We start from the raw sequence: 17,058 nt of genomic DNA, 5'->3' as shown, positions 1-17,058 counted from the left end.
TACGAAAAAACCGACCCTACGGACCCGCTGCCGGTTCCTGCTGCCTAGGATTCCCCCCAGGCGTGGGAGGTAGGGAATGGCTGGACAGCGTATGTCCGTCACACGGCGAACGGTGCTGCGTGGCGCCGTCGCGGCCGGTGCGTTGGCCGGGGCGGCCGCAACACTGCGCCCCACCGCCGCGGTCGCCGATCCGGGTCGTCGAGTGGTGGTGCTCGGCGGCGGTGTCGCCGGCCTGACCGCCGCGCACGAACTGGCCGAGCGCGGCTTCGACGTGACCGTGTACGAGCGTCGCGCGCTGGGCGGGAAAGCGCGCAGCATCGCGGTGCCCGGCACCGGCCGCGACGGCCGCCCGGAACTGTGGGGCGAGCACGGCTTCCGCTTCTTCCCCGGCTTCTACAAGCACATCCCCGACACCATGCGGCGAATCCCGTTCGCGGGCAATGCGAACGGTGTGTGGGACAACCTGGTCGCGGCTCCCGAGGCGCGTTTCTCCCGGCAGAACGCCCCGGACACCATCATTCCGATGGGCCGAGCCGGGAAACCGTGGGCCACCCCGGACGATTTCCGGGAGACCGTCGGTTCGGCCATCAGTACCAGCACCAAGATGACCGACACCGATGCCCTGTACTTCGCCAACCGCCTGCTGGTCTTCAATACCAGCTGCGATGCCCGCCGCTACGGGCAGTGGGACAAGGTGCCGTGGCGCGAATACGTCGGCGCGGGAAGGCGTTCCACCGAATTCCGGATGCTGCTCTCGCGCACGCTGACCACCCTGCTGGTGGCCGCCAAGGATGATCTGGCCAGCACGCTCACCATCGGAAATATGGGTGAGCAGTTCCTCGGCAATCCGCTCGAGGTCGGCAATGACGGCGCCCTGGACCGGCTGCTGAACGGCGCCACCAATGAGGCCTGGATCAATCCGTGGGTGGCGCGGCTGCGCGATCTCGGCGTGAAGTTCGTGAGCGGTGAGGTGCGTGGCCTCGAGGTCGCGGACGGTCGTATTTCCGCCGCGCGCATCGTCGACGCCTCGGGCGCGGCGCAGCAGGTCGAGGCAGACTACTTCGTGACCGCGCTCTCCACCGAGGTGGCCCGCACCCTGTGGACGCCCGAAATCCTCGCGCTGCGACCGGATTTGGCCGGTATGAGCCAGCTCATGGTGGATTGGATGACCGGCATCCAGTTCTTCATGCGCACCCAGACCGATATCGCGCGCGGTCACGTCGCCTATGTGGATTCCCCGTGGTCGCTGACTTCCATTGCGCAGAACCAGTTCTGGAATCGCACCCCGCTGACCGGCTTCGGCGACGGATCGGTGCGGGACTGTCTGTCGGTCGACATCTCCGACTGGAACACCCCGGGCATGCTGTACGGCAAACCTGCCAAAGAGTGCTCGCCAGACGAGATTTCGCGTGAGGTGTGGGCGCAGCTCAAGGCGCATCTCAATGACGAGCACGTGCTGCTGCGCGATGAGGACCTGCACTCCTGGTTCCTGGACACCGGCATCACCTGGGATGCGGCGCAGCACCGCAACGCCAATGCCGACCCGCTGCTGATCAATACCGCGGGATCGTGGGCGCTGCGCCCGGTATCGCATACCGCCGGTCTCGAAAACCTGTTCCTGGCAGGCGATTACGTGCGCACCAATGTCGACCTGGCCACCATGGAGGGCGCCTCGGAGGCGGCGCGCACCGCGGTCAACGCGCTACTGGACGTGAGCGGTTCGAATGCCCCGCGCTGTCGGCTGTTCACTCTGTACCGGGCCACCGAGTTGGAACCGTTCCGGCAGCTGGACATCGGGCGGTACGCGGCGGGGCAGTCGAACCTGTTCGACGCACCGCTCTAGCGAGATTCCGCACAAACCGCTGGCACCGCACGGTGGCGCAAGCGTTCAATCGAGTCATGAGCGAGATCACCGATCCGGCTGAACTGCGGGAACTGCTGGGCGTGCCGACTCCCCGCGCCATCGCCAAGGAGCGGGTCGCACTGCACCCGCGCGACCGGGAGTGGATCGCGAACTCCCCGTTCGTGGTGCTGTCCACCAGTGACGCGGACGGCAACTGCGACGCCTCGCCCAAGGGTGATCCGGCCGGTTTCGTGCGTGTGCTGGACGATACGACCATTGCCATTCCGGAGCGCCCGGGCAATCGCCGTGCGGACGGCTACCTCAATATTCTGGCCAATCCGCATGTGGGCGTGATCTTCCTGATTCCGGGGCGCGGTGAGACGCTGCGGGTCAACGGCCGCGCGCGCCTGGTACGCGACGCACCGTACTTCGACGACATGGTGGTGCGCGGGCATCGGCCCATCCTCGCCATCGAGGTGGCGGTCGAGCAGATCTTCCTGCACTGCGCCAAGGCATTCCTGCGCAGCGGGCTGTGGAAGCCGGAGCAGTGGCCGGCCGACACCCTGCCCTCGCAGGCGCGACTGGTCAAGGAATTGCAGCCGAACAGCACCGAGACGCTGGAGCAATTGGAGAAGCACTACTCGCACACGTACGAGGAGTTGCTCTACAAATCCTGAGCGCTGCCCTGCGCAAGTCCCGAGCGCCGCCCTGTTAGTCCTGAGGGCGGCGCGCCGACGGTACGCCGTGGAACGCCGGGTGCGGCGCAGCTCACGCCGAATCTGGCGATACCGCCTGCGCAGCAACCGGGTCGCACCAATAAACTCGCGGCGTGGCAGACATCTCGGTACGCGGCAAGCTGGCGTTGCGCGCAGCAACGGCGGCCTCATGGGCTTCGCAGCAGGCCGGGCGCGGTAAGGGATCGATGATCGGCGGCCTGATCGCGCTGAAGATCGACCCGACGATCATGACCCAGCTGGGTCGTGGCCGCCGCACGGTGCTGGTGACCGGCACCAATGGCAAGTCCACCACCACGCGCATGACCACCGCCGCGCTGCAGACGCTCGGTGCGGTCGCGACGCAGGCGGACGGCGCGAATATGGATGCCGGAATCGTGGCCGCGCTCACCGCGAATCGGACCGCGGAGCTGGCGGCGATCGAGGTGGACGAGCTGCATCTGCCGCATGTGGCCGATGCGCTGGATCCGGCCGTTGTCGTACTGCTCAATCTTTCCCGGGACCAGCTGGACCGGGTCGGTGAGATCAATATGATCGAACGCCGCCTGCGCGCCGGTATGGCCCGGCATCCGGACACCGTGCTCATCGCCAACTGCGACGACGTGCTGGTGACCTCGATCGCCTACGACCATCCCAATGTGGTGTGGGTGTCGGCGGGCAGCGGCTGGTCGGTGGACGCCACGAGTTGCCCGCGCAGTGGTGAGCCCATCATGTGGGAGGGCGCGCACTGGTACAGCACCGGAACGGATTTCAAGCGCCCCGAGCCGCAGTGGACGGTGGACGAGCACACGCTGTACGGGCCCGGCGGGCTGGAATTGCCGCTCACGCTTGCCCTTCCGGGCCGCGCCAACCGTGGCAACGCCGCCCAGGCGGTGGCCGCGGCCGTGGCGATGGGCGCTGATGCCGCCGCCGCGGCGAAGGCCACCGGGACCGTGGACGAGATCGCGGGGCGCTATCGCACCGTCGAGGTCGACGGCCGCACCGCACGCCTGCTGCTGGCCAAGAATCCGGCCGGCTGGCAGGAGGCGCTGTCCATGATCGACCCTGCCGCAACGGGTTTGGTGATCGCCGTGAATGGTCAGGTGCCCGACGGCGAGGATCTGTCCTGGCTGTGGGATGTGCGTTTCGAGCACTTCGAGGGCACCCAGGTGGTCGCCGCCGGCGAGCGCGCCACCGATCTCGCGGTGCGCCTGACCTACGCCGGGGTGGAGCACACCACGGTCGCGGATCCCTTGCGCGCCATCGCATCCTGTCCGCCGGGGCAGGTGGAAGTACTCGCCAATTACACGGCATTCCGTGACCTGAACCGCGATCTCGAAGTGAAGGCGAAGGCCCGCGCATGAGTGAATCGACCGTACGCATCGGCCTGGTGCTGCCGGATGTCATGGGCACCTACGGCGACGGCGGCAATGCGCTGGTGCTGCGCCAGCGCCTGCGCATGCGCGGGCACGACGCCGAGATCGTCGAAATCACGCTGGCCGACCCGGTTCCCGACTCGCTGGACCTCTACACCCTCGGCGGCGCGGAGGATTCCGCGCAGCGCCTGGCCACCCGCCACCTGCAGAAGTACCCCGGCATGCAGCAGGCCGCCCAGCGTGGTGCGCCGATTCTCGCCATCTGCGCCGCCATCCAGGTGCTCGGCCACTGGTACGAAACCTCCTCGGGTGAGCGCGTGGACGGCGTCGGCCTCTTCGACGTCACCACCTCCCCCCAGGACAAGCGCGCCATCGGCGAGGTGGCCACCCAGCCCCTGCTCCCCGGCCTCACCCAACCCCTCACCGGCTTCGAAAACCACCGCGGCGGAACCAAACTCGGCGGCGACGCCACCGCTCTCGCCCGCGTCACCAAGGGTGTGGGCAACGGCGTCGGCGACGGCTCGGAGGGCGTAGTCCAGGGCTCCGTCCTCGGCACCTACATGCACGGCCCCGCCCTGGCCCGCAACCCCGAACTCGCCGACTACCTCCTGGCCCGCGCCCTCGGCGTCGATTCCCTTCCCCCCCTTGCCCTCCCGGAAGTAGACCAACTCCGCCGCGAGCGCCTCCGCGCCTGACGGATCGCCTGGGAAGTCTTTCCTCGTCACCCCCGGACGCCATCCCTCGTCATCCCGGCGCACTTTTGGCCGGGATCCACACTGACTGCGCTCCTACGGTTTTCGGTGGATCCCGGCCAAAAGCATGCCGGATGACGGGTGACTTCCCGCCCGGTCGTTCTCCGGCCAGGTCCGCCTGGACGGAAAAGCCCGTGTCTGAACTGCGCAGATCGTATGCGCGCTGTGCCGTTCCGACACGGGCTGCGTCGTTTCTGACGGTGGTTGCCTAGCACGGTTCGCCCGCGACACACAGCAGACACGCATGACCGGTCGGTCTGGTGTTGCCGAATGTGTTGTTGTCAAGGCGACCGGCCGGTAGTGTCGCGCGCGGCCTACTTGATGAGGGAGGTGGCCGCTTGCGCAGGCGCGCCGTGTTGAAAGCTGCCGGATTGGCGGCTTTGCTGGCGGGCGCGGGATCGGGTGCCGCTGTGCGCGGCGCCGGTGTCGCGTCGGCAAATCCGTTGTGGAACGCACTGTTTCAGGCGTGGGTGCCCGAGATCTTCGCGCCACTGGCGGATCCGCCGGAGCACTCCGAGGCCATTGTCATCGGGTCCGGCTTCGGGGCGGCCGTGACGGCGCTGCGACTGGCCGAGGCCGGGGTGCAGAACACGGTGCTGGAGCGCGGCTCGCGGTGGCCGAACGATCCCTCGCGGGAGATCTTCACCGGCGACGATCTGCCGGACGGGCGCGGCTTCTGGCATCGCACCAGCTTCACCGGCGTCACCAAGGTGCCCATGCCGTTCAGTGATTTCGGCGGCGTCCTGGACGTCACCGAATTCGCTGGCATCGACGTGTGGCGCGGTGCGGCGGTCGGCGGCGGGTCGATCGTCTTCACCGGCGCGATGGTGGCCCCGCCGAAGCATCTGTTCGACTCGGTATTCGGCGGCATCGTCGACTACGGCGAACTCGACCGCGTCTACTACCCGCGCGTGCGGGACATGCTGCGGCTGAGCACCATGCCGCCCGATATCTACAACTCGGTGCCGTTCACCCACTCCCGGGTATGGGACCAGCAGGTCCGGGCCGCGGGTTATGAACCGCAGGCCAATGATTCGATCTTCAACTGGGATGTGCTGCGCGCCGAACTGGCGGGCAATTCGCGTGCCTCGGCGACCGCCGCACGCAGCAATCTCGGCAATTCCAATGGCGCCAAGTTCGATCTGAACCAGAACTATCTGCGCTACGCCGAAGGCACCGGACGCTCGGCGATCTTCCCCGGGCACCGGGTGGACGCCATCGCCCAGGACGCCAATGGCAAATACGTTGTCTCGGTGACCAAGCTGGCGCCCACCGGCCAGGTGCTCGCCACCCGCACCCTCACCTGCGACCGCCTATTCCTGGGCGCGGGCTCGGTCGGTACCTCCGAACTGCTGGTGCGGGCCCAGGCCACCGGCGCGCTGCCGCGGCTGAACGAGCACATCGGCGACGGCTGGGGCACCAATGGTGATGTGGTGCTCGCCCGCGCGGAGAGCTCACTGGCGGGTGTCGGCAGCGGTGTGCCCAGCGCCAGCCGCATCGCCGATGAATCCGGTATGCCCCTGACCCTCGAAAATTGGTATGTGCCAGGCATTCCGGTGGATACCGGCGCCATCGCCTCGCTCGGTATCGCGCTGGATCCGACCCGCGCCCGATTCGGCTACGACGCCGCCCGCGATACGGTCGGCCTGTCCTGGCCGCGCGGCGCACAGGACGCGGTCGTCGGCGCCTGCCGCGCGGTCGATCACCGGATCGCCGAGCGCGCCGGCTCGATCGTCGATTACACCCCGATCGGCTACGACGCCAATGCGGCCTTCACCGCACACCCGCTCGGCGGCGCGGTGCTCGGGCAGGCGACCGATGCGAACGGGCGCGTGATCGGCCATCCGGGTCTCTACGTCATGGACGGCGCCGCCATCCCCGGCAGCACGGCCACGGTGAACCCGTCGCTCACGATCACCGCACTGGCGGAACGCAATATCGAAGCGATCATTCGCGCGGGCCGATAGCTGGACCGCGGGCTGCGGTGTTGCCGGGCGGTTTCAGCTGGGCCAATTACGCTGGCGGAGGCCATTCGATGAGGAAGGGGTCCGCGTGATCGAGGTCAGTGAACCGGAGGCGGAGGAATTCCCGCACAAGCCGCCCGCCCTGTGGACGGATCTCTTCATGCTCGCCCTGGCGGTGGTGTCGGTCGCGCTGGTCACCTGGGTGACGTTCTTCCCGGTGGCCGAGGACACCTACCGGACGATCCGGTACATCGACTACAGCATCTGCGCGATCTTCGCGATCGAGTTCCTGTGGCGCTGGCGGCACGAGGGCTGGAGTTGGACGTTCCCGTTCATCTACTGGTACGAGGTGCTGGGCATGATCCCGGTGACCAGCCCGTTCTTCCGCGGCTTCCGTTTGCTGCGGGTGGTGGCGATCGTGGTCCGGGTGGCCCGGGTGGCCGATCGCGCCTTCGGTGACCGGGTCACGGCGGCGGTGGTGAACCGGTTCGTCGGCACCATCGTCGATATCGTCAAGCGCCCTGTCACCATCGCCGTCCTGGACGAGGTCGGCGATGTGCTGCGCACCGGCCACTACACCCAGAACATCGCGAATGCGCTGGAGGAGAACCGGACCGAGATCAATCAGATGATGCTGGATCTCATTCAGCGCGATCCCCAGCTGGGCCGGGTGCGGTACTTCCCGTTCCACGAGGAGATCATTCACGGCATCACCGATGCCAGCTTCCGCATCATCTTGCAGGTGCTCGCTGATCCCCGGACCGACGAGTTGGTAGCTGATGCGTTGCGGGAGAACGTGAATCAGATGCGCGCCGCGGTACACGCCGGAGTGCGGGTGCCGGAGTCGGTGAACAACCGGCTCCCGCGGTGACTCTCGGTCCTCGGACGATTCGCCGTATCGATGGGAGGCTCAGCCTCCGTGCCTGATGCGCTCCCGCTTTTGCGCGTACGCCACCACCTCCCAGAGGATGAGCGCGAGCAAAACCACGCACAGCATCCCCAGTGACCCCAGCGCCGGCAGCGCGGTGGCGGGCCAGATGAGCGCCAGCAGCGCCACAGCCGCCACCAGACGCGGTATGAGCACTTTGTGTGTCGCGGAGTACCGGAAACCCACCAGGGCGATCAGATAGGCCACCACGCCGCCGTAGAGGGCGTACAGCGGTATGCCGTACAGCGCATCGCTCAGTGAATGTCCCTGTGCCCCGCCCACATAGCCGAGCACCTTCTTCAAACCTAGGGACATGGCGACGATTCCGGCGATCATCGGAAAGTGCCAGTACGTGTAGCAACCGCGCGCGATCTGCACCCGCCGCTCTCCGGTGGCGTGCTCGAGCTCATGCTCGACCACCAGCGACGCCACATCGAAGTACGCCCACCACAGCAGCCCCGAAACCGCCAGCCCCAGCATCGATCCCAGCGTGATCGCCCAGGAGATGGGCAGTCCGGCCACGCCCACGCCGATGGAGACGATGGATTCGCCCAGCGCGATAATGATGATCAGCCCGTACCGCTCGGCGAAATGCTTGGCGGAGTTGAGCCGCCACTCGTTGCCGGAGAACGCCGTCCACAGCATGTCCCAGGCGAGCGCGCCCAGCCACAGTCCGATCTGTGCGCCGCCGTTGTAGTGCGCGCCGAGCAGCAGCAGTGCGCCGCCGACGGTGAGAGATCCACTCGCCCAGCGCACCACCTGTCCGCGCAGCTGCTCGTCCTCGGCGCTGGCCAGCCAGAACACCCACAGGTGAATCAGTCGCGCCACCAGATAGGCGATGACGAAGACCAGCGGCCCGTACCAGCCGCCCGGAAGATCGTGGAACGCTTCGGGAATGGTGAGCGCGATCAGGAACGACGCGCCCATGGCCACGAACATGGCGACCCGGGCAATGCCCTCATCGGCCTTGACCACATTGCCGAGCCACGAGTAGCCGATCCACATCCACCACAGCAGCATGAGAATGACCAGTGCCCGCAGCAGATTCACCGCGGTGGTCTCATGGGCGGCGAGATCGGTGACCATGGTGAAGGCGAAGACGATCACCAGGTCGAAGAACAATTCGAGTTGAGTGACCGAGCCGTCCTCGGCCACGATGGTCATTCGGGATCGTTTCGCACCGGGCATGGCGGACATATTGCAGGGTCCGGGGCGCGAAAGACAGTGTCAGCGACGCGTGTTCGCGCTCGGCATGATCACTACCGCGGCGATGTGGCATCAGGGTCACGTGACACGAAGCTCGGTGTCATACGGAGCCGAGCAGCAAGGTGTCATACGGGCCGAGCAGTTCGGCGTCATGCGAGCCGAGCAGCGGCGTCACGCAGCAAAGCCAGCCATCGGCGTCGCACGAATTATCAGGCGGTCCCGAAGCCCGGTTCGAAGCTGCCGCCGTAGTGCAGTGGCGGCGTGTAGGGCGCGGGCTCGTAGCCGGCCTGCTCGGCGTAGGGCTGTTCGTCGGCCTCGGCGAGTCCCTCGATGCCGGTGACGGTCTCGACGAAGGCGATGAAATTCTCGATGGTGGTCTCGCCCTCGCGGCGCGCGCTGCGCTTGAGCAGCATGCCCGGCGCGGGAATCGGCAGGTAGACCTCGGTGTGGTACCAGATCTCGGTATAGCCGTCCTCGGTCTCTGCGAGGTCGAACCAGCCCTGGCCGCCGGCCCCGGCGCTGCTCTCGGACACCTTCCAGGCGACCCGGTCCTCGGTGCAGGTGTACTCCACGACCTGCCGGTCGGGCCGTCCCATCAGATTCGCCGAGACGTACACCTTCTTCGGGCGGCCCAGGGTGTCGCGAGTGGCGACGCGGACGTCCTGATGTGCGGGGGACCAGTCGGGGAGTTGCTCGACCATGAGCAACGCCTCCATCACTTGATCGGGATCGATGTCGATGATGAAGCGGTGATCAGTCTTAGTGCGCATACCTACCCTCCAGCTTGGGCACCGATTGTGACCAGCGTCGCTCGCGGAGTCAACTGTGTCGCATACCGATCGGTCCTGTCCGCTCGGCCGTATTTGCGAATGTCACTGGCGGGCAACGTAATCGGAACGTACTCGTGAGTAAGTTCCGCTTCACTATTTAGTGACGGCTGTCACATGGTGATTCGCTCCTCGGGAATCGCGCGTTCGACCGCCACGCGGCGCTCTGCTCCGCGGTGAAATGCCCGGCAGCGTGAGCCGTTCGACGATCGGCCGATCGAGCGCGAGACAGCGGCTTCCGGTCGCGGTTCCAGCTGTGCGAGATAGCCGGTGCGGAAGCTGGTGATGTGCTCGACCGTGTCACTCATCGGTTCGGCGATGGTCTCGCGGGTGCGCTCAGGCGTTTTCCCGCAGGATTGCGGTGACGTGCAGCGAGGTCTCGTGCAACCGGTTGAAGATGTCGAGCAACAGGTGCAGTTGCTCCTCGGTGTAGTCGGCCGTGATCTTGCCGAATTCGCGCGCCAAAACCTCGTAGTGCGGGGCGATTTCGTCGATGCGGTCCTGGACGGCGGTAATGATCACCCGCCGCCGGTCCTGCTCATCGTGTTCCCGGCGCACGTAGCCGGCTTTCGATAGCCGGTCGATCATCCGGGTGATCGCGCCCGTGGTGAGCCCGGTGCGCTGCGCGAGTTCGCCCGCGGTGGCCGCGCCGCCCATTCGCAGCAGATTGAGGCAGCGCAGGTCCGTCACGTGCAGGCCGAGGCGATCGGCCATGGCGCCGTGCAGCATGACCGCATCGGTGGCGCTGCGCTGGGCGGCGAGGGTGAGGTCGGCCGCCAACTCCTGTTTCTTCGTCATCGCTTGACAGCATAGTCTTACCCGAGCATTATCTTACTCAATCAACTACTGATTGATTCAAGGGATATGTCACGACGACCACGCAGCGCACCGACGAAGCCGCCATCCGAGACCTGTTCGACAGCACGATCAGCGCCTGGGAGGCCGGTGACGCGCAGGCGTACGCCGCAGCCTTCGCGCCCGATGCCGACTATGTGACGTGGTTCGGCCAGCACCTGAAGGGCCGCGAGGCCATCGAGGCCTCGCATGCGCCACTGTTTGCCAAATACCTGAAGGGGACGCGCACCGACGGCGAGATCACCTCGCTGCGCTTCGTCACGCCGGATGCGGCCGTGGTGCACGGCAGGGGCGCGGTCGTGAAGGGCAAGCGCCGCCGCAATCGTTTCAATACCAAGGTCAACGTCTATGTCGTGGTGCGGACCGACGGCGAATGGTCGTTCGCGGCGTTCCACAACACGAAATACAGCTGGTTGTTCAATACCCTTATCGCCGGGCACGATTCGGCTCCGGCGCAGGCCGAGGCGGCTTAGCTGGCGGGCTGCTGGACGCCGCAGCCGGGAGGTGGCCGGAAATCTCGTGGCCTGGGTCGGTAATGTTGTGGGTCGATAGCAGCATTGTCGATCTTGGAGGATTTCCGTAGTGGCTCTCGTCGTACAGAAGTACGGAGGATCCTCGGTCGCCACCGCCGAGCGCATCCGTCGCGTCGCCGAGCGCATTGTCGAGACCAAGAAGCAGGGCCACGACGTGGTCGTGGTCTGCTCGGCCATGGGTGACACCACCGATGAGCTGATGGATCTGGCACAGCAGGTTTCCCCCGCGCCGCCCGCACGTGAAATGGACATGCTGCTCACCTCGGGTGAGCGCATCTCCAATTCGCTGGTGGCCATGGCCATTCACTCGCTCGGCGCGGAGGCCCGCTCGTTCACCGGTTCGCAGGCCGGCGTGATCACGACCGGCAGGCACGGGAACGCGAAGATCATCGATGTGGCTCCGGGGAGAGTGCAGAACGCGCTCGCCGAGGGCACCATCGTGCTGGTCGCGGGTTTCCAGGGTGTCAGTCAGGACAGTAAGGACGTCACCACGCTGGGCCGTGGCGGCTCCGATACCACCGCCGTCGCCCTGGCCGCGGCCTTGAACGCCGACGTCTGCGAGATCTACACCGATGTGGACGGCGTCTTCAGCGCCGATCCGCGCATTGTCGCCGACGCGCAGAAGCTCGACACCATTTGCTACGAGGAAATGCTCGAGCTGGCCGCCTGTGGCGCCAAAGTTCTGATGCTGCGCTGCGTCGAGTACGCGCGCCGCTACAACGTGCCGGTCCATGTGCGCTCGTCGTACACGGACAAAGAGGGCACCATGATTTCCGGATCGATGGAGGACATCCCGTTGGAGCAGGCAATTCTCACGGGCGTCGCGCACGACCGCAGCGAAGCCAAGGTGACCGTCGTCGGCATTCCGGACGAGCCGGGCTACGCCGCCAAGGTCTTCCGAGCCGTTGCCGATGCCGAGATCAATATCGACATGGTGCTGCAGAACGTCTCGAAGGTGGAGACGGGCAAGACCGACATCACCTTCACCCTGCCCAAGCTGGACGGACCGCGCGCCGTGGAACTGCTCAGCAAGCAGCAGGGCGAGATCGGCTTCTCCCGGGTGGTCTACGACGATCACGTCGGCAAGGTGTCGCTGGTCGGCGCGGGCATGAAGTCGCACCCGGGCGTCACCGCCACGTTCTGCGAGGCGCTCGCCGAGGCGCGCATCAATATCGATCTCATCTCCACCTCGGAGATCCGAATCTCGGTGCTGGTCAAGGACAATGACCTGGACGAGGCCGTGCAGGTGCTGCACAGGGCCTTCGATCTGGGCGGGTCCGAGGTGGCAGTCGTACACGGCGGAACGGGGCGCTAGATCATGGGTGTGCGTGTAGGTGTTGTCGGCGCGACCGGGCAGGTCGGCGCCGTCATGCGAAAGCTGCTGGAAGAGCGCAACTTCCCGGCCGACGAGGTGCGATTCTTCGCGTCCGCGCGTTCGGCCGGTAAGAAGCTGCCGTTCCGCGGCGGCGAGATCGTGGTCGAGGACACCGAGACCGCCGATCCGACCGGACTGGATATCGCGCTGTTCTCGGCCGGGGCCACCATGTCCCGGGTGCAGGCGCCGCGCTTCGCCGCCGCCGGGGTCACCGTCATCGACAATTCGTCGGCCTGGCGCAAGGACCCCGAGGTGCCGCTGGTGGTCTCCGAGGTGAACCCGGAGGCGACCCGCAACCTGGTCAAGGGCATTATCGCCAACCCGAACTGCACCACCATGGCCGCCATGCCGGTGCTGAAGGTGCTGCACGACGAGGCCGGCCTGCGCCGCCTCATCGTCTCCAGCTACCAGGCCGTCTCCGGCAGTGGCCTGGCCGGTGTCGAGGAGCTGGTCTCCCAGCTGCGCGCGGTGATCGGCGATGCCGAGAAGCTGGTGCACGACGGTTCCGCCGTGGACTTCCCGGCTCCGGTCAAATACGTTGCTCCCATTGCCTTCGACGTGATCCCGCTCGCGGGTGCGCTGGTCGATGACGGCTCCGAGGAGACCGACGAGGATCAGAAGCTGCGCAATGAGTCGCGCAAGATTCTGGGCCTGCCCGATCTGCTGGTGAGCGGCACCTGCGTGCGCGTTCCGGTGCTCACCGGCCACTCGCTCTCCATCAATGCCGAATTCGATCGGCCGATTTCGGTGGAGACCGCCAAGAAGCTGCTGTCCAGCGCACCCGGCGTACAGCTGGTGGAGGTGCCGACCCCGCTCGCGGCGGCCGGTATCGACGACTCTCTTGTCGGCCGCATCCGCCAGGATCCGGGCGTTCCGGACGGCCGGGGGCTGGCGCTGTTCATCTCGGGCGACAACCTTCGCAAGGGCGCTGCCCTCAATACGATTCAGATCGCCGAGGTTCTGCTCGCCGACCGCTGAGTAGCCCAAAGCACATCGGGCCGTTCGATCAACTCGGATCGGGCGGCCCGATTTTTTTCTGTCATTTTCAGTCTTCCCAGAGTTCGGCACAGGGGAGTGGCCGAAGTTCGCATACTGCGGAACCATCGATCGTGACCGTCGCACTATCCACAGTCACTTCAATGCCATGCGGGCGCAGATGCGCCGCGAGTCGTTCGGCAATTGTGCTCCCGGCGCGATAGTCGAGCACCATGCCGCCCGGAAAGCGCAGGCGCACATGAACTTCGCGCGTTTCGGGTGCGATGGTCATGGGGCACCTCTTGTCGTCGGATTTGGTGCGACGTCTCACTGATCAACGTTAAACACAGAAAAATTGCGGTGCAATAAGAAAAATACATGTTCCATACTGTGCGCCGTAAGCTCGCCCGGTCTGGAATCCTTGTCCGCAGATCGCATCGGGAAGGAGAAGGGCATGGTAGGCATCGGCGAAACAAGCGGGCGGTGACGACCGGGAAAGCCGATCAGGCAGAAGGAGTTTGACCCGGTGGCCGAAAGTACCCTAGGGGCACGGGTAGCGGAGTTGCGCCGGCGGCGGGGACTATCGCAGAAAGAACTGGGCGCCGCCATCAGGCGTTCGGAAAGTTGGGTGTCGCAGGTCGAACGGGATGTACTGCCGGTCGAAAGACTATCGGTACTCCAGCGACTGGCCGACGTCCTCGGCGTAGCAGTGCGAGACCTGAGACCCGAGGCGGCCGAACCGATGGCCGCCGACCGCGGTGACGGACATCGTGCCGGATCCGCCGTTTTCGACAAACTGCGATTACTGCTCACCGGGCATCCCGCCTTGGAGCAACTACTCGGTGACGAGGCCGATCGCGAGTCGGCCGATGAGTTACCGGCACTACAGGAACGAGTGGATCTGGCCTGGCAGCTGGCGCACGAGTCACGGCTCGTGGAAGTCGGCAGCAGTCTGCTGGAATTGATCCCGGATCTCGAACACGCGGCGCGGAGCACCTCCGTGAAGCGGCCGGAGGTGCTGACACTGCTGTCACGCGCCTATCAGGTGGCCGCCACCGCATTCACCCGGCAGGAGGAGGTCGACGCGGCCTGGGTCGCGGCGGACAGAGCGCTGACGGCGGCGGAGGAATCCGGTGACGCGCTCAGCGTGGTGGCCGGAACCTATCGCATGGCACAGGCTTTCCTGCGCCTGCAACGGCTCGAACAGGCGCAGCAGGCGGCTCGCGTGTCGGTGACGGCACTCGCGCCACAGGTCCTCGACAACGAGCTGGTGCGTCCGGAAGTGTTGTCGCTCTACGGTTCTCTCCAGCTCATGCTGGCGGTGATCGCGGCGACGGACGGAAATCGGACGGCGGCCCGCACGGGTCTGGCCGCGGCGCGCAGAGCCGCGGAGCGACTGGGCGAGGGCCGCAATGATTTCGACACCGAATTCGGTCCGACCAGTGTGGCCGTGCACGCGGTCGCGGTGGCGGTCGAATTGGGTGATGCCGGTGAGGCTCTCGATACCGCGGGCACCGTGGACGCCTCGGTGCTCTCACCGGAACGGCAGGCTCGCTTCCTGGTCGATGTGGCCCGCGCACACGCGCAGCGCCGCCAGGCCGCCGAAGCATTGGAGGCGCTGCTCAATGCCGAGCGACTGGCTCCGGAGCTGGTACATCACGACCATCGGTCCCGGGAGGTGGTGCGGGATCTCCTGCAGTTCGCCGGCCGTCGACCGGCCGATGAACTGCGCGAGCTCGCGGCCCGCGCGGCCGTGACGCCTTGAGTCGGTCGCTGTTCGATTGAGTGACAATGCCGTCACTCCCCGACAGGCACCGTGGGTTCGGGGACCCACGGATGCCGGTGCGCAGCAGTGCGGAATCAGCGGATACCCGGAGTGCGGGGATCCGAGCCGAGGCATGCCAGCAGCAGACAGCCCGGCGGCTCATCGCTGAACGGCGGCGCCAGCGGAGTATTCAAGCAGGACAGCACACTACAGCCGGGATAGGCGTCCGGGCCGAGGCCGAAGACCGCCAGCGCGATATCGGTGTCGAAGTACTTGGAGGGGTCCAGCCGCAGCGGTGATTCCACATACGGACCCGGATCCGGTATCGGAGTGTCCTGGAATGCGGCGAAGAGGCGACGGAAGAATTCGTGCGAGACCTCGCCCGCGTACTGCAGAATTCCGCTGAGGCCCTGCGTGGTGTGGGTGCCGAAGACACCGGTCCACACCACCATGAGATCCAGGCTGGGTATGACGAACACATGCTGCAGCCCGAGGCCGGACATGGAATAGGTGTCGGCGGGCAGGAATTCGGGATTCTCCGCACAGCCCGGCCCGAGCCAGAACAGGTACCCGTAGCACTGGTTGGTCGCCGAGGGCGTGGTGGCTTTCTGCAGGTACTCGCGGGAAACGACCTGTCTGCCCTGCCATTCGCCGTGCTCGGCGGTCAGCATGCCGAGTCTGGCGAGATCGACCGGGGGAATCATGAGATGCGCGTATCCGTAGGTGTGCCCGGAGCGGTCCTTCGCCCAGTAGTAGTCGCCGCGCTGAATACCGAGGGGATCGAAGAGTTCCCGCTGGGCGAACTCCTGCAGGGGTTCGCCGACGGCCAGTTCGATCACGTAGGAGAGCACGTCCACATTGCGCTGGCTGTACTGGAATTCGGTGCCCGGCGGATTGTCGAACGGGACGCCCATCGCCTGCACCGCACTGAACGGATCGATGGGGACGACCCCGGTGATGCCCTCGGTGACCAGGCCGATGCGCAACCCCGAGGTCTCGGTGAGCAGATCCCGCACCGTGATCGCCCGGTGCTGCGGATCGCCGATTCCGGCGGGAAGATAGCGGTCGATGGGGGCGTCGATATCGAGTTTGCCCTGATCCCAGGCAATTCCGGCGAGTAGCGACACCACACTCTTGGTGACGCTCCAGACATTCCACGGGACGCGATCGGTGGTGTTGTTCGTCGGGCCTTCACCGATCAGGCAATTGTGCCGGAAAATCTGCACATTCAACCGATTTCGGTCGGCGGCGAACTGGAGTGCGTCGGCCACCCGCGCGCTGTCCAGTCCCGTCTGTTCCGGGGCCGCGCGTTCGAATTCCCGCCCGGCCGGTTCATTGCAACGCAATTGGTCCGGCGTCGCGTGTGCGACACTGGAACTGAAAACTACGCTGCCTATCGCCAATGCCACCGCTGCCGCGCTGGCCAACCCCCTGCGCTTGCGAAACATATATTTCAGGCTAGCTCCACAGCCCGGCTACCTGCGTGGAATTCGCGTTCACCGCGTGGCGAATTACCGCGCGCCATAGGCGAACACGCCGAAATGGTTATCGTGGCGCGAATTCGCAATTCCCATGAACAGCGCTGTGCCCCCATGCACAGCGCTGTGCCCATGAACAGCGCTGTGCCATGAACAGCGCTGTGCCTGAACAGCACTGTGCCTGAACAGCAAAACGCCGCCAGGCGGGGGGATGCCTGGCGGCGGTCGCTCGCGGCGCTGCCGCGAAGTGACGTCGACACCCAACAAGCGCCTCTCGGCGGGTGGTCGCTCGTAGCGACGGAGGGTGAGGCCCGGGGCTGTTAACGATGCCGACAGTGGTGATCAACCGACCAGGTTGTGGTTCTATTCCAGCGCAACCGCTGTGACGTGCGTAACCTAGGCGCTTTCGGGGCCGCTCATCGGGAAATGAGCGGTGCGCGCTGTCGGCGTGAGCGTTTAGCATTCGGC

15 protein-coding genes and 1 pseudogene are annotated in these 17,058 nt (G+C 66.1%); 10 read left to right on the top strand and 6 right to left on the bottom strand.

Annotated elements, in window-relative coordinates; all coding sequences use genetic code 11:
- The first annotated feature begins 76 nt into the window (after positions 1-76).
- From OG716_RS30040 to OG716_RS30015, 6 genes are all read left to right on the top strand, one after another.
- Positions 77-1,843, top strand: a complete 1,767-nt coding sequence (locus OG716_RS30040) for an FAD-dependent oxidoreductase (protein ID WP_405133886.1) — start codon at positions 77-79, stop codon at positions 1,841-1,843.
- A gap of 56 nt (positions 1,844-1,899) precedes the next feature.
- Positions 1,900-2,520, top strand: a complete 621-nt coding sequence (locus tag OG716_RS30035) for a pyridoxamine 5'-phosphate oxidase family protein (RefSeq protein WP_405133885.1) — start codon at positions 1,900-1,902, stop codon at positions 2,518-2,520.
- Positions 2,521-2,672: 152 nt separating this feature from the next.
- Positions 2,673-3,920, top strand: a complete 1,248-nt coding sequence (locus tag OG716_RS30030; protein WP_355125741.1) for a MurT ligase domain-containing protein — start codon at positions 2,673-2,675, stop codon at positions 3,918-3,920.
- The gene (locus tag OG716_RS30025) at positions 3,917-4,627 is read left to right on the top strand and encodes a glutamine amidotransferase (protein ID WP_355125743.1); all 711 of its coding nucleotides are present in this window, start codon (positions 3,917-3,919) and stop codon (positions 4,625-4,627) included. The genes OG716_RS30030 and OG716_RS30025 overlap by 4 nt, the downstream gene beginning before the upstream one ends.
- A gap of 395 nt (positions 4,628-5,022) precedes the next feature.
- Complete coding sequence (locus OG716_RS30020; RefSeq protein WP_405133884.1) at positions 5,023-6,651, top strand: GMC oxidoreductase; 1,629 nt, start codon at positions 5,023-5,025, stop codon at positions 6,649-6,651.
- An 85-nt stretch (positions 6,652-6,736) separates the two neighbouring features.
- The gene (locus tag OG716_RS30015) at positions 6,737-7,519 is read left to right on the top strand and encodes an ion transporter (protein WP_405133883.1); all 783 of its coding nucleotides are present in this window, start codon (positions 6,737-6,739) and stop codon (positions 7,517-7,519) included.
- Between the two features lie 39 nt (positions 7,520-7,558).
- Here the strand turns inward: OG716_RS30015 and OG716_RS30010 are convergent, their stop codons facing one another.
- From OG716_RS30010 to OG716_RS29995, 4 genes are all read right to left on the bottom strand, one after another.
- Entirely contained in the window at positions 7,559-8,764 is a 1,206-nt protein-coding gene (locus tag OG716_RS30010; RefSeq protein ID WP_405133882.1) for a low temperature requirement protein A, read from the bottom strand.
- 227 nt (positions 8,765-8,991) lie between these two features.
- Entirely contained in the window at positions 8,992-9,552 is a 561-nt protein-coding gene (locus tag OG716_RS30005) for an SRPBCC family protein (RefSeq protein WP_355125751.1), read from the bottom strand.
- 170 nt (positions 9,553-9,722) lie between these two features.
- On the bottom strand, positions 9,723-9,917 hold the full coding sequence (locus tag OG716_RS30000; protein WP_405133881.1) for a hypothetical protein: 195 nt from the start codon (positions 9,915-9,917) through the stop codon (positions 9,723-9,725).
- Between the two features lie 28 nt (positions 9,918-9,945).
- A complete protein-coding gene (locus tag OG716_RS29995) occupies positions 9,946-10,407 on the bottom strand; it encodes a MarR family winged helix-turn-helix transcriptional regulator (protein ID WP_405133880.1) in 462 nt (153 codons plus the stop codon).
- A 101-nt stretch (positions 10,408-10,508) separates the two neighbouring features.
- On the opposite strand from OG716_RS29995, the pseudogene OG716_RS29990 reads away from it, so the two are divergent.
- From OG716_RS29990 to OG716_RS29980, 3 genes and pseudogenes are all read left to right on the top strand, one after another.
- Positions 10,509-10,937: pseudogene (locus tag OG716_RS29990) on the top strand (SgcJ/EcaC family oxidoreductase); the annotation flags it as partial.
- Between the two features lie 109 nt (positions 10,938-11,046).
- Positions 11,047-12,312 carry an aspartate kinase gene (locus tag OG716_RS29985; RefSeq protein WP_405133879.1) on the top strand — a complete coding sequence of 422 codons (1,266 nt, stop codon included), beginning with the start codon at positions 11,047-11,049 and terminating at the stop codon, positions 12,310-12,312.
- A gap of 3 nt (positions 12,313-12,315) precedes the next feature.
- Positions 12,316-13,350: an aspartate-semialdehyde dehydrogenase gene (locus OG716_RS29980; protein ID WP_355125759.1), complete on the top strand. Its 1,035-nt coding sequence runs from the start codon at positions 12,316-12,318 to the stop codon at positions 13,348-13,350.
- Positions 13,351-13,417: 67 nt separating this feature from the next.
- Here the strand turns inward: OG716_RS29980 and OG716_RS29975 are convergent, their stop codons facing one another.
- Complete coding sequence (locus tag OG716_RS29975; RefSeq protein WP_355125761.1) at positions 13,418-13,639, bottom strand: hypothetical protein; 222 nt, start codon at positions 13,637-13,639, stop codon at positions 13,418-13,420.
- Positions 13,640-13,873: 234 nt separating this feature from the next.
- Between OG716_RS29975 and OG716_RS29970 the strand changes: the two genes are divergently transcribed.
- Complete coding sequence (locus tag OG716_RS29970) at positions 13,874-15,112, top strand: helix-turn-helix domain-containing protein (RefSeq protein ID WP_405133878.1); 1,239 nt, start codon at positions 13,874-13,876, stop codon at positions 15,110-15,112.
- Positions 15,113-15,207: 95 nt separating this feature from the next.
- On the opposite strand, the gene OG716_RS29965 is transcribed toward OG716_RS29970, so the two are convergent.
- The gene (locus OG716_RS29965) at positions 15,208-16,560 is read right to left on the bottom strand and encodes a serine hydrolase domain-containing protein (protein ID WP_405133877.1); all 1,353 of its coding nucleotides are present in this window, start codon (positions 16,558-16,560) and stop codon (positions 15,208-15,210) included.
- Positions 16,561-17,058 lie beyond the last annotated feature (498 nt).

The sequence above is a fragment of the Nocardia sp. NBC_01388 genome (genome assembly GCF_045040085.1).
Lineage (GTDB): Bacteria > Actinomycetota > Actinomycetes > Mycobacteriales > Mycobacteriaceae > Nocardia.
This window is presented reverse-complemented; position numbering and strand designations above follow the sequence as displayed.

Bases quoted from the DNA above. Each gene is read 5' to 3' on its own strand.
- OG716_RS30040 (WP_405133886.1), top strand. From the start codon at position 77: ATGGCTGGACAGCGTATGTCCGTCACACGGCGAACGGTGCTGCGTGGC.
- OG716_RS30035 (WP_405133885.1), top strand. From the start codon at position 1,900: ATGAGCGAGATCACCGATCCGGCTGAACTGCGGGAACTGCTGGGCGTG.
- OG716_RS30025 (WP_355125743.1), top strand. From the start codon at position 3,917: ATGAGTGAATCGACCGTACGCATCGGCCTGGTGCTGCCGGATGTCATG.
- OG716_RS30010 (WP_405133882.1), bottom strand. From the start codon at position 8,764: ATGCCCGGTGCGAAACGATCCCGAATGACCATCGTGGCCGAGGACGGC.
- OG716_RS30005 (WP_355125751.1), bottom strand. From the start codon at position 9,552: ATGCGCACTAAGACTGATCACCGCTTCATCATCGACATCGATCCCGAT.
- OG716_RS30000 (WP_405133881.1), bottom strand. From the start codon at position 9,917: ATGAGTGACACGGTCGAGCACATCACCAGCTTCCGCACCGGCTATCTC.
- OG716_RS29995 (WP_405133880.1), bottom strand. From the start codon at position 10,407: ATGACGAAGAAACAGGAGTTGGCGGCCGACCTCACCCTCGCCGCCCAG.
- OG716_RS29980 (WP_355125759.1), top strand. From the start codon at position 12,316: ATGGGTGTGCGTGTAGGTGTTGTCGGCGCGACCGGGCAGGTCGGCGCC.
- OG716_RS29975 (WP_355125761.1), bottom strand. From the start codon at position 13,639: ATGACCATCGCACCCGAAACGCGCGAAGTTCATGTGCGCCTGCGCTTT.
- OG716_RS29965 (WP_405133877.1), bottom strand. From the start codon at position 16,560: ATGTTTCGCAAGCGCAGGGGGTTGGCCAGCGCGGCAGCGGTGGCATTG.